This window comes from Enterobacter sp. WP_7_1, from assembly GCF_003688535.1.
GTDB lineage: Bacteria > Pseudomonadota > Gammaproteobacteria > Enterobacterales > Enterobacteriaceae > Enterobacter > Enterobacter asburiae.
Genome location: NZ_REFK01000009.1, coordinates 21404 through 36594, shown reverse-complemented (window position 1 = coordinate 36594; position 15191 = coordinate 21404). Strand labels below are relative to the sequence as shown.

Annotated in this window: 18 protein-coding genes; 7 read left to right on the top strand and 11 right to left on the bottom strand. The window is 54.6% G+C overall.

Features of this window, described 5'->3' with window-relative positions; translation table 11 throughout:
• Positions 1–10: 10 nt before the first annotated feature.
• Positions 11–559, bottom strand: a complete 549-nt coding sequence (locus BJ885_RS22440; protein ID WP_121932830.1) for a helix-turn-helix domain-containing protein — start codon at positions 557–559, stop codon at positions 11–13.
• Positions 560–662: 103 nt separating this feature from the next.
• Here BJ885_RS22440 and BJ885_RS22435 point away from each other — a divergent pair, with 103 nt between their 5' ends.
• A complete protein-coding gene (locus tag BJ885_RS22435) occupies positions 663–1322 on the top strand; it encodes an AzlC family ABC transporter permease (RefSeq protein WP_047646952.1) in 660 nt (219 codons plus the stop codon).
• Complete coding sequence (locus tag BJ885_RS22430; protein ID WP_033146957.1) at positions 1322–1645, top strand: AzlD domain-containing protein; 324 nt, start codon at positions 1322–1324, stop codon at positions 1643–1645. The genes BJ885_RS22435 and BJ885_RS22430 overlap by 1 nt, the downstream gene beginning before the upstream one ends.
• A 39-nt stretch (positions 1646–1684) precedes the next feature.
• Here BJ885_RS22430 and BJ885_RS22425 read toward each other — a convergent pair whose 3' ends face one another.
• Both BJ885_RS22425 and fdhD read right to left on the bottom strand, forming a co-directional pair.
• A complete protein-coding gene (locus BJ885_RS22425; RefSeq protein ID WP_033146958.1) occupies positions 1685–1897 on the bottom strand; it encodes a DUF1471 domain-containing protein in 213 nt (70 codons plus the stop codon).
• A 114-nt stretch (positions 1898–2011) separates the two neighbouring features.
• Positions 2012–2848, bottom strand: coding sequence for a formate dehydrogenase accessory sulfurtransferase FdhD (gene fdhD / locus BJ885_RS22420; RefSeq protein ID WP_029741586.1), 837 nt, complete (start codon positions 2846–2848; stop codon positions 2012–2014).
• 373 nt (positions 2849–3221) lie between these two features.
• Between fdhD and fdnG the strand changes: the two genes are divergently transcribed.
• The 4 genes from fdnG to fdhE are packed head-to-tail and all read left to right on the top strand — an operon-like array spanning position 3222 to position 8745.
• On the top strand, positions 3222–6272 hold the full coding sequence (fdnG, locus tag BJ885_RS22415) for a formate dehydrogenase-N subunit alpha (protein ID WP_121933155.1): 3051 nt from the start codon (positions 3222–3224) through the stop codon (positions 6270–6272).
• Positions 6273–6284: 12 nt separating this feature from the next.
• On the top strand, positions 6285–7187 hold the full coding sequence (gene fdxH, locus BJ885_RS22410; RefSeq protein WP_008501831.1) for a formate dehydrogenase subunit beta: 903 nt from the start codon (positions 6285–6287) through the stop codon (positions 7185–7187).
• Positions 7184–7819 (top strand): formate dehydrogenase cytochrome b556 subunit, encoded by a 636-nt coding sequence (gene fdoI, locus BJ885_RS22405; protein ID WP_010436852.1) that lies wholly within the window; start codon positions 7184–7186, stop codon positions 7817–7819. Before fdxH ends, fdoI begins: the two co-directional genes overlap by 4 nt.
• Positions 7816–8745 carry a formate dehydrogenase accessory protein FdhE gene (fdhE, locus tag BJ885_RS22400; RefSeq protein WP_029741588.1) on the top strand — a complete coding sequence of 310 codons (930 nt, stop codon included), beginning with the start codon at positions 7816–7818 and terminating at the stop codon, positions 8743–8745. Before fdoI ends, fdhE begins: the two co-directional genes overlap by 4 nt.
• A gap of 39 nt (positions 8746–8784) precedes the next feature.
• Here fdhE and BJ885_RS22395 read toward each other — a convergent pair whose 3' ends face one another.
• Together BJ885_RS22395 and BJ885_RS22390 are read right to left on the bottom strand one after the other, a co-directional pair.
• Positions 8785–9156 (bottom strand): type II toxin-antitoxin system VapC family toxin, encoded by a 372-nt coding sequence (locus BJ885_RS22395; RefSeq protein ID WP_029741589.1) that lies wholly within the window; start codon positions 9154–9156, stop codon positions 8785–8787.
• A 2-nt stretch (positions 9157–9158) separates the two neighbouring features.
• Positions 9159–9401 carry a CopG family transcriptional regulator gene (locus BJ885_RS22390; protein ID WP_029741590.1) on the bottom strand — a complete coding sequence of 81 codons (243 nt, stop codon included), beginning with the start codon at positions 9399–9401 and terminating at the stop codon, positions 9159–9161.
• A gap of 199 nt (positions 9402–9600) precedes the next feature.
• Here BJ885_RS22390 and BJ885_RS22385 point away from each other — a divergent pair, with 199 nt between their 5' ends.
• Complete coding sequence (locus BJ885_RS22385) at positions 9601–10521, top strand: alpha/beta hydrolase (RefSeq protein WP_121932831.1); 921 nt, start codon at positions 9601–9603, stop codon at positions 10519–10521.
• 8 nt (positions 10522–10529) lie between these two features.
• Here the strand turns inward: BJ885_RS22385 and fabY are convergent, their stop codons facing one another.
• The 6 genes from fabY to BJ885_RS22355 all read right to left on the bottom strand — a co-directional run bounded on the left by fabY (position 10530) and on the right by BJ885_RS22355 (position 14720).
• Positions 10530–11471 (bottom strand): fatty acid biosynthesis protein FabY, encoded by a 942-nt coding sequence (fabY, locus tag BJ885_RS22380; RefSeq protein WP_023309755.1) that lies wholly within the window; start codon positions 11469–11471, stop codon positions 10530–10532.
• 44 nt (positions 11472–11515) lie between these two features.
• A complete protein-coding gene (gene dtd, locus BJ885_RS22375; RefSeq protein ID WP_008501836.1) occupies positions 11516–11953 on the bottom strand; it encodes a D-aminoacyl-tRNA deacylase in 438 nt (145 codons plus the stop codon).
• Positions 11950–12831: a virulence factor BrkB family protein gene (locus tag BJ885_RS22370; protein WP_033146965.1), complete on the bottom strand. Its 882-nt coding sequence runs from the start codon at positions 12829–12831 to the stop codon at positions 11950–11952. The genes dtd and BJ885_RS22370 overlap by 4 nt, the downstream gene beginning before the upstream one ends.
• Complete coding sequence (yihX, locus tag BJ885_RS22365) at positions 12825–13424, bottom strand: glucose-1-phosphatase (RefSeq protein ID WP_121932832.1); 600 nt, start codon at positions 13422–13424, stop codon at positions 12825–12827. Before yihX ends, BJ885_RS22370 begins: the two co-directional genes overlap by 7 nt.
• An 88-nt stretch (positions 13425–13512) precedes the next feature.
• Positions 13513–13983 (bottom strand): hypothetical protein, encoded by a 471-nt coding sequence (locus BJ885_RS22360; RefSeq protein WP_121932833.1) that lies wholly within the window; start codon positions 13981–13983, stop codon positions 13513–13515.
• Positions 13980–14720 (bottom strand): winged helix-turn-helix domain-containing protein, encoded by a 741-nt coding sequence (locus tag BJ885_RS22355; RefSeq protein WP_121932834.1) that lies wholly within the window; start codon positions 14718–14720, stop codon positions 13980–13982. The genes BJ885_RS22360 and BJ885_RS22355 overlap by 4 nt, the downstream gene beginning before the upstream one ends.
• Positions 14721–15191: the final 471 nt, after the last annotated feature.

Below are 15191 nucleotides of genomic sequence, written 5' to 3'. Positions count from 1 at the left end.
CATTGTCGGGTTAGTTTTGTTCCGCCACCAGCAGCGCGTGCGTATCCGGCTTCAGCGCCTTAAAGATATGCGGTAGATCGGCGGGATAACAGATGTAATCTCCCGGGCCGAGTTCTTCGGCCGCGTCGATCAGGCCCACTAACGCACGCCCCTGCGTCACAATAATATGTTCAACGGACCCCGGCGGATGCGGCTGGGAAATGCGGTCTGCGCCCGGCTGGGTAAGCAGGAGGTATACGTCGCGTCGTGCGCCAGGCGGACATGCCGCCAGCAGTATCGCCTCGTAGTTGGCCTGCCCGGCAACGACCTTCGTACCTTCACCACGACGGATCACCTGAGTGGTAGGCTGCTGTGGTTCAAGCAGGCGGGCGAAAGGTATATCCAGCGCCACGCAAAGCGACCACAGCGTTTCCAGGCTAGGGTTACCGTTACCGGACTCAAGCTGAGAAAGCGTGGATTTAGCGATCCCGGCACGGCGAGCGATTTCCGCCAGTGAAAGCCCGGTTCGCAGGCGTTCCCGCACCAGACTTTTAGCGATCAGGCTGATTGGCTGCGTCATATAACGGCCTCTTTGTTCTATAAACCGAACGAATCGTTCATCTTGAAAAACACTTCTGTTGCGTTCATTATAATGGATACACGTTCGATATGGCTAAAAATGTATGAAGCATCATCTCTCTTGCCTGAAAGGCGACACCATAAAAGCAATCATCCTGGTCTGCCTCGCGGTCGGCGTGGTCGGGATGTCATACGGCTCCCTGGCGATGGCCTACGGTTTCCCGGTCTGGGTACCGTTTGTACTCTCCATCACCGTACTCGCGGGCGCGTCAGAGTTTATGTTTATTGGCATTGTGGCAAGCGGCGGTAACCCGCTGGCGGCCGCGGCCGCGGGGTTGCTGGTCAACGCGCGGCACGTGCCGTTTGGCGTGACGGTCCGTGAACTGGTGGGCAAGCGTGGCCTGAGCCTGTTGGGCTGCCACATCATGAACGACGAAAGCGTGGTCTTTGGCCTGTCGCAAAAAACGCCCGAACAGCGCAAAGCGGCGTACTGGCTATGTGGTTTAGGCGTGGCGATTGTCTGGCCGCTGGGGGCCCTGCTGGGCGCCATGGTCGGCAAGCTGCTGCCGGACCCGGAAACCATCGGGCTGGATGCGGTATTCCCGGCCATATTGCTGGCGCTGGTGGTTCCCGCGTTTAAAAACCGTACCACGCTGATCCGCGCCTGCAGCGGCGCCGTTGTGTCGCTGGCCGCCGTGCCGTTTGCTCCGGTGGGATTACCGGTGCTGCTCTCTTTACTGGGTCTCGCTGCGAGGAAAAAATAATGGGAAATATGACGTTTTTTATTCTCGGCATCGCCATTTTGTCTGCGGGAACGTATCTGATGCGTCTTGGCGGAGCGAAACTGGGCAGCAGGCTGGCATTGTCAGAGCGTTCACAGGCGCTGCTGTCAGATGCGGCAACGGTATTGCTGTTTTCCGTGGCGCTGGCGACCACGTTTTATGAAGGTGACCACTTTGCAGGCATGGCGCGCGTGCTGGGCGTGGCGTTTGCGGTATTTCTGGCCTGGCGGAAGATGCCGTTAATTGTGGTGATCGTGGCGGCGGCAGTCGTAACCGCGCTGCTGCGCGTGGCGGGCATAAACTAAAAAAGCGCCCCGGGGGCGCTCTTTCGACGGTGTGACAGCTTATTTAGTCAGTTCAGCAGTCATGTGTACGCGGTTACCTGAGAACGCCTGGGTAATTTTGTAAGATGATGCGCCAGCATCCTGAGCCTGAGCCGCGATTTTAGCTTCTGCGCCATCAATGGTAGAGGCGGTTGCGGTCACGGTCTGTGCAGCGAAAGAACCGAAAGAAGTAGCCAGAGCGATTACAGCGACAAAAGTTTTGATGCTTTTCATAATATAAACCCTTTCATTAAGTTGTTTAGGTAAGGCACCGTGCCTTGATGAGATATATACTAGACCTCATCATGAACAACTAAAAGCGGAAGGATTTGCTATTATCATTCAAAATTATTGATTAACTATTAACCGCTGCGGATGGGTATAAATCGTCGCCCTTCCCGGCTTGCAGAAGCCCACCAGCGTCAGGTTGCAGCGCTCCGCCACCTCCACCGCCAGCGTGGTCGCCGCCGATACCGCAAACAGAATTTCCACACCGCACATCGCCGATTTTTGCACCATCTCATAGCTAGCGCGGCTGGAAACGAGTGCCGCCCCCTGCTTCCAGACGTCACTTTCACGCGCACGGCGACCGAGCAGCTTATCCAGGGCCACGTGGCGGCCAACGTCCTCATGCCCCCCGGCAATATCCCCCGACGGCAACACCCATGCCGCCGCGTGCGTGCAGCCGCTCAGCTGGCCGATGGGCTGTACATCGTTCAGGTGCTCGAGCGCATGGTCGAGGCGAGCCAGATCAAAGGTCTGAGTAAACGGCAGTGGCGCAACGGGTTTGCCAATATCATTGAGTTGCTCAACGCCACAGACACCGCAGCCGGTACGCCCGGCCAGCGCACGGCGGCGCTCTTTCAGCCCCATAAAGCGGCGGCTGGAGAGTTCGATTTGCACTTCAAGGCCGTTGCAAGCCTGCACCACGTCCATGCCGTAGATCTCCTGCGGATGGTCAATGATGCCTTCCGAGAGGGAAAAACCGATGGCGAACAGTTCGAGATCTTTCGGCGAAGCCATCATCACCACGTGCGAGATGCCGTTGTAAACGAGCGCAACGGGCACCTCTTCCGCCAGAAAATCCGGCGTGGCATGGGTAATGTGGGGCGGTCTGTGTACCGACAGTTCCACTATACCCGCAGGCAGTGGTGACGAGTGGGGAGCACGGTTTTGTTTAGACACAGCGGTATTCCTGAACAACCACGGAGGTGAGCCTGCTATTGCATCACAAACAACAGGGCTTACGCATAGTATGGATCAACTTTTCAGCATCAAGTTTACCTACTCACTTGTGAGAGGTACAACAAAACGCGTGCTACACCCCTTTAACATGCGGGGTTAATAATGTGATTAATATCACACTTTATAGTCAACAGGGTGATAATACGTTCACTTTGTATTAACGCCATTAGAACAGCTGTACCGACATTGTGGTATTCTGATGATATCCCTCGTGGAATTGAGGGATTAACGCAAATTTTTCTCCTTTGCGGTCAATTCTCAACCGCGAAGTTAAAACTACATATGTAAGCAATGTCGAAACAAGGAGTGACCCATGCAGGTCAGCAGAAGGCAGTTCTTTAAGATCTGCGCTGGCGGTATGGCAGGCACCACGGCAGCGGCACTGGGCTTTGCGCCCGGCGTAGCGCTGGCGGAAACGCGGCAGTATAAACTGCTGCGCACCCGTGAAACCCGTAATACCTGTACGTACTGCTCTGTCGGTTGCGGGCTGTTGATGTATAGCCTCGGCGACGGTGCTAAAAACGCCAAAGCGTCTATTTTCCATATCGAAGGCGACCCGGATCATCCGGTCAACCGCGGCGCATTGTGCCCGAAAGGGGCCGGTCTGGTGGACTTTATCCACTCCGAAAGCCGCCTCAAATTCCCTGAATATCGCGCGCCTGGCTCCGATAAATGGCAGCAAATCAGCTGGGAAGAAGCGTTCGACCGCATCGCAAAACATATTAAAGAAGACCGCGATGCCAACTTTGTTGAGAAAAACGCCGACGGCGTCACGGTCAACCGCTGGCTCTCCACCGGGATGCTGTGTGCCTCTGCTTCCAGCAACGAAACCGGTTATTTAACCCAGAAATTTACGCGCGCACTCGGTATGCTCGCGGTCGACAACCAGGCGCGTGTCTGACACGGACCAACGGTAGCAAGTCTTGCTCCAACATTTGGTCGCGGTGCGATGACCAACCACTGGGTCGACATCAAGAACGCCAACCTCATTGTGGTGATGGGCGGTAACGCCGCTGAAGCGCACCCTGTCGGGTTCCGCTGGGCGATGGAAGCCAAAATCCACAACGGTGCGAAACTGATTGTGATCGATCCCCGCTTTACGCGAACTGCGTCAGTGGCGGATTTCTACACCCCTATTCGTTCAGGTACTGACATCACTTTCCTGTCAGGCGTATTGCTGTACCTGATGACCAACGAAAAATATAACCGCGAATACACCGAAGCCTATACCAACGCCAGCCTGATCGTGCGTGAGGATTACCACTTCGAAGATGGCCTGTTCAGCGGTTACGACGCCGAAAAACGCAAATACGACAAAACCAGCTGGAACTACGAGCTGGATGAAAAAGGCTTTGCGAAGCGCGATACCACCCTGCAACATCCGCGCTGCGTGTGGAACCTGCTGAAAGAGCACGTTTCCCGCTACACGCCGGAGGTTGTCGAAAACATCTGCGGTACGCCGAAGGCCGACTTCCTGAAGGTGTGCGAGCTTATCGCCGAGACCAGCGCGAAAGACAAAACCGCGTCGTTCCTGTACGCCCTCGGCTGGACGCAGCACTCCATCGGTGCGCAGAACATCCGTACCATGGCGATGGTTCAGCTCCTGCTCGGCAACATGGGGATGGCAGGCGGCGGCGTGAACGCCCTGCGCGGTCACTCCAACATTCAGGGTCTGACCGACCTCGGCCTGCTGTCTCAAAGCCTGCCGGGTTACATGAACCTGCCAAACGAGAAACAGACCGATCTGCAAACCTACCTGACGGCCAGCACGCCTAAACCGCTGCTCGAAGGCCAGGTAAACTACTGGGGCAACTATCCGAAGTTCTTCGTCTCGATGATGAAAGCCTTCTTCGGCGACAAAGCGACGGCTGAAAACAGCTGGGGCTTTGACTGGCTGCCGAAGTGGGACAAAGGCTACGACGTTCTGCAGTATTTCGAGATGATGCACCAGGGCAAAGTGAACGGCTATCTGTGCCAGGGCTTTAACCCGGTTGCCTCGTTCCCGAACAAGAACAAGGTTGTTGAGTCCCTGTCGAAGCTGAAGTTCCTGGTGACGATTGACCCGCTCAATACCGAGACCTCAACCTTCTGGCAGAACCACGGTGAATCGAACGACGTCGATCCATCGAAGATTCAGACCGAAGTGTTCCGTCTGCCGTCTACCTGCTTCGCGGAAGAGAACGGTTCTATCGTTAACTCCGGACGCTGGCTGCAGTGGCACTGGAAAGGCGCGGACGCCCCGGGCATCGCCATGAACGACGGCGAGATCCTGGCCGGTATCTTCTTACGCCTGCGTAAGATGTATGCGGAAGAAGGCGGCGCGAACCCGGAACCGGTGCTGAACATGACCTGGAACTACTCGACGCCGGAAAACCCTGCACCGGAAGAAGTGGCGATGGAGAGCAACGGCAAGGCGCTGGCGGACGTTATCGACCCGGCCACCGGTACCGTGCTGGCGAAGAAAGGCGATCAGCTCAGCACCTTCGCGCACCTGCGCGATGACGGCACCACGTCAAGCGGCTGCTGGATCTTTGCCGGTAGCTGGACGCCAAAAGGCAACCAGATGGCCAACCGCGACAACGCAGACCCGTCGGGCCTTGGCAATACGCTGGGCTGGGCATGGGCATGGCCGCTTAACCGCCGCATTCTCTATAACCGCGCATCCGCTGACCCGCAGGGCAACCCGTGGGATCCGAAGCGTCAGCTTCTGAAGTGGGACGGCGCGAAATGGGGCGGCGTGGATATTCCGGACTACAGCACTGCCGCACCGGGCAGCGACGTTGGGCCGTTTATCATGCAGCCTGAAGGGATGGGACGCCTGTTTGCTATCGATAAGATGGCGGAAGGTCCGTTCCCGGAACACTACGAGCCGTTTGAGACGCCGCTGGGTACCAACCCGCTGCACCCGAACGTGGTCTCTAACCCGGCAGCCCGTATCTTCAAGGGCGATTTCGAAGCGCTGGGTAAAAAGGACAAGTTCCCGTACGTGGGCACCACCTACCGTCTGACCGAGCACTTCCACTACTGGACCAAGCACGCGCTGCTTAACGCCATCGCGCAGCCGGAACAGTTTGTGGAGATCGGCGAGAAGCTGGCGGGCAAGCTCGGCATCGCCCATGGCGATACCGTGAAGGTCTCCTCTAACCGCGGCTATATTAAAGCCAAGGCGGTGGTGACCAAGCGTATCCGCACGCTGAACGTTCACGGTCAGGAGGTGGACACCATCGGTATCCCGATCCACTGGGGCTATGAGGGTGTGGCGAAGAAAGGGTTCATTGCGAACACCCTGACGCCGTTCGTCGGCGATGCGAACACGCAGACGCCGGAGTTTAAGGCCTTCCTCGTGAACGTGGAAAAGGTGTAACGGAGACGACTTATGGCTTATCAATCTCAAGACATTATCCGTCGTTCCGCGACTAACGGTTTCACGCCCGCGCCTCAGGCGCGGGACCACCAGCAGGAAGTGGCGAAGCTTATCGACGTGACCACCTGTATCGGCTGTAAAGCCTGTCAGGTGGCGTGTTCAGAGTGGAACGACCTGCGTGACGAAGTCGGTCACAACGTCGGGGTGTATGACAACCCGGCGGACCTGACCGCCAAGTCCTGGACGGTGATGCGTTTCTCGGAAGTGGAGCAGAACGACAAACTGGAATGGCTTATCCGCAAAGACGGCTGTATGCACTGTGCGGATCCGGGCTGCCTGAAGGCATGTCCGTCAGAAGGGGCTATCATTCAGTATGCCAACGGCATCGTCGACTTCCAGTCCGAACAGTGTATCGGCTGCGGCTACTGCATCGCGGGCTGCCCGTTCGACGTTCCGCGCCTGAACCCGGAAGACAATCGCGTCTACAAATGCACGCTGTGCGTAGACCGCGTCACCGTCGGCCAGGAGCCAGCGTGCGTGAAGACCTGCCCAACCGGCGCTATCCACTTTGGCTCCAAAGAGGATATGAAAACGCTGGCGGCAGAGCGCGTGGGCGAGCTGAAAACTCGTGGTTACGACAATGCGGGCCTGTACGATCCGGCCGGGGTTGGCGGTACGCACGTGATGTACGTGCTCCACCACGCCGACAAGCCGAACCTGTATCACGGCCTGCCGGAGAACCCGGAAATCAGCGCCACCGTGAAGTTCTGGAAAGGCATCTGGAAACCGCTGGCAGCGGTCGGTTTTGCTGCCACCTTCGCAGCGAGCATCTTCCACTACGTCGGCGTTGGTCCGAACCGCGCGGAAGAGGAAGACGACAACCTGCATGAAGAGAAAGACGAGGTGCGCAAATGAGAAAACGTGACACCATCGTGCGCTACACCGCGCCGGAACGCATCAACCACTGGGTCACCGCCTTCTGCTTCATGCTGGCGGCGATAAGCGGGCTGGGGTTCTTCTTCCCGTCCTTCAACTGGCTGATGCAGGTACTGGGTACGCCACAGCTGGCGCGCATCCTTCACCCGTTCGTGGGTGTGGTGATGTTTGCCTCGTTTATCATCATGTTTTTCCGCTACTGGCACCATAACCTAATCAATCGGGATGATATCTTTTGGGCGAAGAATATTCGTAAGATCGTCGTCAACGAGGAAGTGGGTGATACCGGGCGTTATAACTTCGGCCAGAAATGCGTATTCTGGGCGGCGATTATCTTCCTGGTCCTGTTGCTGGTGAGCGGCGTGATCATCTGGCGTCCGTACTTTGCGCCTGCTTTCTCAATCCCGGTGATCCGATTTGCGCTGATGCTGCATTCATTTGCCGCAGTGGCGTTAATTGTGGTTATCATGGTGCATATCTACGCCGCCCTCTGGGTGAAAGGCACCATTACCGCGATGGTGGAAGGATGGGTAACCAGTACGTGGGCGAAGAAACATCACCCGCGCTGGTACCGTGAAGTCCGCCAGAAACAGGAAAAGTCATCTGAATGAGTATTCGCATAATCCCGCAAGATGAGCTGGGGTCGAGCGAGAAACGCACGGCGGATTATATTCCGCCGTTGTTATTCCCCAGACTCAAGAACCTCTACAACCGCCGCGCAGAGCGTCTGCGCGAGCTGGCAGAGAACAACCCGCTGGGTGATTTTCTGCGCTTTGCCGCGCTGGTTGCCCACGCGCAGGAAGTGGTGCTGTACGACCACCCGCTGCAAATGGATCTGACCGCGCGCATCAAAGAAGCCAACGCGCAGGGCAAGCCGCCGCTGGACATTCACGTCCTGCCGCGCGACAAGCACTGGCAAAAGCTGCTGCATTCGCTGATTGCCGAGCTGAAGCCGGAGATGAGCGGCACCGCGCTGGCGGTCATTGAGAATCTGGAAAAAGCGTCCGAACTTGAGCTGGAAGAGATGGCGAGCGCGCTGTTTGCCTCCGACTTCGCTCTGGTCAGCAGCGATAAAGCGCCGTTTATCTGGGCTGCGCTGTCGCTCTACTGGGCGCAAATGGCAAGCCTGATCCCCGGTAAAGCCCGCGCCGAATACGGCGAGGCGCGCCAGTTCTGCCCGGTCTGCGGCTCTATGCCGGTATCGAGCATGGTGCAAATCGGCACGACTCAGGGGCTGCGCTACCTGCACTGCAACCTGTGTGAAACCGAGTGGCACGTGGTGCGCATCAAATGCAGCAACTGCGAGCAGACCCGCGATCTGAACTACTGGTCGCTGGAAAATGAAGAAGCGGCAGTGAAAGCCGAAAGCTGCGGCGACTGCGGCACTTACCTGAAGATTCTGTATCAGGAAAAAGACCCGAAAGTCGAAGCGGTGGCCGACGATCTCGCCTCGCTGATTCTGGACGCGAAGATGGAGCAGGAGGGCTTTGCCCGCAGCTCGATCAACCCGTTCCTGTTCCCGGGTGAAGGGGAGTAATTCCCTCTGACAGTGCCGGGCGGCGCGAGCTTGCCCGGCCTACAGCTGGTAAGGTGAAACGACCCCGGTGATGCCCGAAAAGTCTTTCGTATTGCGTGAGATTAACGGGCAACTTCTGCTCTGAGCAGTAGCCAGAATAATGGCATCAGGCAGTTTCATCCCATGTTTCTCGCGAAGTAAAACGCTTCTTTCTGCGATATCCCGAGAAAGATCAATAATCTCAAAAGCCCCCATCACAGCCGCCGTTTTTGCTTCATGTCCGTGCTTGCGCGCACCCACCATGACTTCCATCCACGTGATCAGGCTAATGGCTCTATGCGACGCCGTGCGATCAATCGCATCCGCCGCCTCAACACGATTATTAAAAAGATCGATGAGAATATTGGTATCAAACACTGCCATGTGCTCCATGATTACCACTCCTCACGCAGCTTGCGTTCATACTCAAGCCCATCTTCCTGCTGGTTTCCCCACAGGCCAAGCGCATCGCGGATAACCGATGAACTCTGCTGGTCGAGATATTGCTCAATTGCTTCACGCAGTAATTCGGCACGAGGTTGGTTACGCAGCTGCTTCAGATTATCCAGTCGTTGAATTACGTCATCAGACAAATCGATCAGAATTCTGCCCATATCAAGATCCGCGGAAAGACTCATATATCACCTTAGTATATCACCATTGTCTATTTTTAAGGCAACATACGCTTTCATTCAGAAGGGTTAAAGCCCGTAGCTATAGTTTTCCTGCTATTTGCGAAGCGCTTTCCAGATTTTTAATCCTCGACAATTTTCTTATTTTCTTTTGAATTAAACCAGGTTATAAAACTGTATATCTATACAGTTAAAGGGAATTTTCATGGCACTGGAAAAGGGTATTGCGCAGCTGGTTCAGGGATTTATCGCTGCAGGCCGGCCTTCGTCACGTCGACAGACCATTGAGGTACGACGAGCAGGGTACATTGCCAGCACGGGGCTTGCCGGGAAAACAGAAACGCGCGTTCAGGTGGAGACGCTAGTGCTTGAGGGCCTTACCATTCGGGTATTTGCACCTCTTAATGCCCCTGAAATATTGCCTGCTGCCATCTACTATCACGGCGGATGTTTTATCAGCGGCGGCTTTGAAACCCATGACAACCAACTCCGTCAGTTGGCCTGCTACGGCAATTGCCGGGTGATCGCGGTCCAGTACAGGTTAGCGCCGGAGCATACCTTCCCCGCCGCGCATGACGATGCTGAAAGAGGTGCAGATCTGGTCTGGCAGTATGCAGACAAATTAGGCGTAGATAAGAACCGGCTCACCCTCTGTGGAGACAGCGCAGGAGGACATCTGGCGCTGGTAACGGCGCTGCGGCTTAAGGTTAAAAAGCTTTGGCAACCTGTACAGCTTATTCTTATCTATCCCATGCTCGACGCCACGGCCAGTTTTGAAAGCTATGCCCTTAATGGCACGGATTATATTATCACCCGCGATACCCTGCTCAGCGGATATGAAATGTATCTCGCAGAGACTGACCGCCAGCATCCGGAAGCCAGCCCGCTGTGGCGCGATGATTTTTACGGACTCCCGCCAGTGCACATCATTACCGCAGAATACGATCCGCTATGCGATGAGGGAGAAATGTTGTATCAGCATCTGACTGAGCAGGGTGTGAAGTGTACCGCTCAGCGCTGGCTGGGCGTAATCCATGGCTTCTTCCAGCTTGGCGGCGTCAGCCAGTCAGCGCGAGACGTTATGCGGGATATCGCCGGGCGGATTAAGCACGCCCGAGGTGAATGAACAGGAGATTACTCCTCCTCGTTCCCCCCCTCTTCATACGCGCCGAAGGGCTTCGCTGGAAGAACAATGTAGGTGCCTTCAAACACCGCACCCGGTGTTTTATCGCCAAACAGTTCAACCTGCATTTGTACGCGGGCTTTGCGGCCGCGTGCCAGGCGGTCGAGATCGCCACCCAGTGACCCCAGATCGGCCACGGCGCTCGGCTTGCCGCTTATCGGTGCGCTATAGCGAATGTGGGCATCGGCGAGAATGATCGTGCCACCCAGATGACGCTCGCGAAGCATCAGCCAGATGAGACCCCACCCGGTGAGCGTCGCGAGGGAAAACAGACTTCCGGCAAACAGGGTGTGGTGCGGGTTCTGATTACCGGTTTCCGGCATGGTGGTAATAAATTTTTGTCCGGTGTACTGCTGAATGCGCACGCCCATTTTTTCGCTGAGCGGAATGTGCTGATACCAGGCCTGCTGCAGCTGTCCACACCAGTCGGCGCGATGAAGAATATCATCCAGCGTGGCGATGGGTTTGATCATCAAAAAATGACGAATCGGCGTGGTTTGCGGGGTTGTGATTTCCCCCTGATTCACAAAACCGAGCTTGGCAAAAAATTCTACGGCATCTTCGCGGGCGCTACAGGTGACGCGCTTAACGCCTTCCTGGCGGGCGACGGACTCAAGGGTCATCGCCATTAGCGTTCCCAGACCTTTGTCCTGAACGGAGGGATGAACCGCCATAAAGCGAATCGACGCTTCGTTATCGGCGTTGATATACAAGCGCCCGACGGCGACGAGGTTACCCTCTTCGTCCATCACCATCTGATGGTGAGCCATCGCATCCCAGGCGTCGCGTTCAGATCCTTTTGGCTGATGCAGTGGCTTGCGCAGCATTTCCCAGCGGAACTGGTAATAAGCGTCTAACTCTTCTTCCGTTTGCGGTACTCGAAGGTGATACATAGCTGTACTCTCTCTTGTTACCCGCGGCCACGCCGCCAGTTGGCTCATACCTGAAGCCAGAATGTGACGGGGCCATCGTTCACCAGCGAAACCTGCATATCTGCAGCGAATCGTCCGGTTTGCGTATTCATTTCCTGCTGGCGACAACGCTCAACAAAGTATTCGTAAAGTGCTTCAGCACGATCCGGCGCGGCGCCTTTAGAGAAACTCGGGCGCATGCCGCGCTCGGTATCCGCTGCCAGCGTAAACTGGGAAACCACCAGCACGCTGCCGCCCGCCTGCTGGACGTTCAGGTTCATCTTGCCTTCCGCATCGCTGAAAATACGGTAGCCCAGCACGCGCTCACACAAGCGGTTGGCTTTTTGTTCGTCGTCATCCTTTTCGACACCTAACAACACCAAAAGTCCTGGGCCAATTTCACCCGTCACCTCTCCCTCCACGGTGACGCTGGCACGGGTTACGCGCTGTATCAATGCAATCATGGTTGGTCTGCTTCTAATTGTTTTTCAGCTTCTGCTGCTTTTTTAAGTTCGCGGTACACACCGAGAGTGACAGTTATTTCGGCACCAAGCAAGACGATACACCAGGTCCAGTAGACCCAGACAAACAAAATGGGGATCACCGCCAGCACGCCGTAAATCAGCTGATAGGACGGAAACATGGTGATGTAGAGGGCAAACCCTTTTTTACCGAGCTCAAAAAGCAACGCCGCCACCAGCGCCCCCACAACCGCATCGCGGTTAGGCACGCGCGTGGTCGGCACGACGCTATAGAGCAGCCAGAACGAGAGCCACGACAGGATCAGCGGGAAGATGCGAAGCGCATTATCAATTACGCCGTTTAAATCACTCGCCCAGCGCAAGGAAAGGAGATACGAACTGATCGCCAGGCTCGCCCCGGCCAGCAGCGGCCCCAGCGTGAGGATCATCCAGTACACGGCAAAGGAATACACTTTTGGCCGCGCTTTTTTACTCCGCCAGATCGTGTTCAGCGCGTTATCGATGGCATACATCAACAGCAGCGCGGTAACGATAAGACCGCACGCCCCCACTGCCGTCATCTTGCTGGAATTGGCAACAAACTGTTCAATGTAGTTCTGGATGACATCCCCGGTTGCAGGAATGAAATTAGCGAAGACAAAATGACGAAGCTGCAGGCTGACGTCCGCAAACATCGGAAAGGCGGAAAACAGGGCAAAGATGACCGCCACCAGCGGCACTAATGAGAGCAACGACACGTAGGCGAGGTTACCCGCCAGCGTGGTCATGTTGTCCTCATCAATACGGTGCCAGAGCAGTTTCAGCCAGGCCCTCAGCGGGCGAGTATGATGCGTGGCTTTTTGATGAACGGTTTTTAGCATAGCTGCTTCGCGAAGTAGTTTGGTATCGTCTCTTTTCCGGTCACCAGAATTGACGTTATACCCAACTGGTTAGCTCCCTCTATATTATCGGCGTTGTCGTCGAAAAAGACCGCATCGGCCGCGGTGAATCCCTCTGACTGCAGAACAGCCTGATAAATTCGCGCTTCAGGCTTACGCATCCCCATCTCTTGCGAAAGATAGATCTTGTCGGCCGCCGCCTTAACTTCAGGGTATTCCTCAGGCCAGAACGTGGTGTGCAGACGGTTGGTATTGGACAACACAACGACCCTATGGCCCTGCTCTCGAAGCTTATGCATGATGTCGATCGCTTCAGGCCGGATGGCGACAAATACTGCCTGCCAGCCGTGTGAAAACTGCTCGTAGCTTAAGGGTAGATCCATCTCCTCACAGAAACGTTCAGCGAACTCTTCATCGCTAATCTCGCCGCGTTCATGCTGATGGAAGGTCTCGCCCATCGCGAAATTCTGCTTCAGCGTCGCCAGCGGAACGCGGCTAAAGTCGCTCCACGCCCCCAGCACGCGATTAAAATCGATATCGACGATTACGTTTCCTAAATCAAAGATATAAAGCATGGTTATCTCCTGCTCGCCGTGGAGAAGTAACTGTAGCGGGAATAGAGAGATTTGACTATGCGTGCCGTCTAAGGTGTGCGATCGATTTCTACGGCGCGTTTTTACGACAGTAAAGTGAAGGGACGTTTGACGCGGCGAAAAGCCAGGCCCCGCGATACTCATCGATCATCAGGCTCAGCTCTCTTCCCGGCGTACGATAAAAACCCGGCAGCGTGGCGTTGATATCAACCTCATCCGCATCATCGGCGAAGGTTTTAACAATACGATCGTTATTTAATACGCGCGCGTTCTGATGATAGCTGTAGTGAAAATAGATGGTCCGGTTAACTTCAGAAACCGTCTGACCAAATAATTTACCGTTAATGACGGTAGACCCCTCCCGATGCTGCATCCGCCAGGAAACCGTACCCACAAATCGGTTTTTACCAATCGTCCACTCCACATCACCTGTACAGCGTATCGGCGAACTTGAGAAATGCGAATACGCTAACCAGCCGCTGGTGAGAGCGGCCATCAGAAATGCCGTCAGCAAAATAATACGGTTCCGGAGTGTCTTCATTGCTCATGTGCCCAAAAATAATGCGTGGTACATAATGCTGCCGCGTCACGTCGCGCATCGTTATTACAGACAAACGCCGCGATTCGCTCCGTTTTACTATAGCCGATGAGGAAGACGTATCGTTTTTCGGCGCACAGACCGGGATTGTTTTTTAACAGGCGCAAGTAATGATCCTGAATATGTTCATTAGGTGCGTAAAAAAGCTGGCAGGCGTTGGTCATGCTGCCCGTTGAAAGTGGAATGAAGTGGCTAAACGGCATGTTCTGGTGATGCTTATATAATATTACCCCATTGATAAGTGCGATCAGCAAAAGCGTAGTGGTTATTATCAACCAGACCGGCATCTGCATCGCCGTACCATCAGCTAATACCGCACCTTTATTAATCATCACGGGCTCAGCGGTTGGGGTAAATACTTCAACCTGAGTGGCTTCGGAAAGCATCAGCCCGCGGCGAGAAATCGTTTTTACCGTATCGCGCGGTAACCCTACCTCAGCCAGAGCATTGCGTAATGTCAAAATGGCCTGGTAAAAGGTATTCGGTGTGGTGACGTCATTACGCTCTCCCCATCCCACCACCATGAGCTGGTTATGCGAAATAATTTCCCCAGGATGGGTGACGAGATAAAGAAAACAGAGATTGGCAGGAAGCTGCAATTGTATCGAGCGCCCGGTAATATGATTCACCAGCGTTTTGTTTTCTGGATCATACTCGACCAACTTGTTAATGAGATACAATTTTCCTTTCCTCTGCGATAATAATGCTTAACTTTATACGCTAAAAACATATACGTATATTTAACAACATTATAGGTCAGATGGATTAGGACGCGATACCACCCCACCTAAGATTAAAAACAACGTATTATTTTTCAAACTGTTACAGGCTGCTTTTCTTAGGTTTCCCTCATCTAAAACGACATAATGAGATTTCATTACACTTCACCAGGCCAAATAATTATATTGAGCCGCAACCAGAGGAAAGACTGCCGTTACGGCAGATTTAAGAAACAAATTTTTAGCTATTAGTGCTATTTCGTAAATCTGCTTTTCGCCTTTTTTTTGTCGAATAATCTTAAAGGAATGATGAATATTCCTGGTTTACTTCTGCCAGCAGATGTTCTTTCGCTATGACGACGGCCTGACGGAATAGAGTCCACCAGGAATTTATATTCCCTGCCATTATTTTTGATAAATAAGACAGGATTA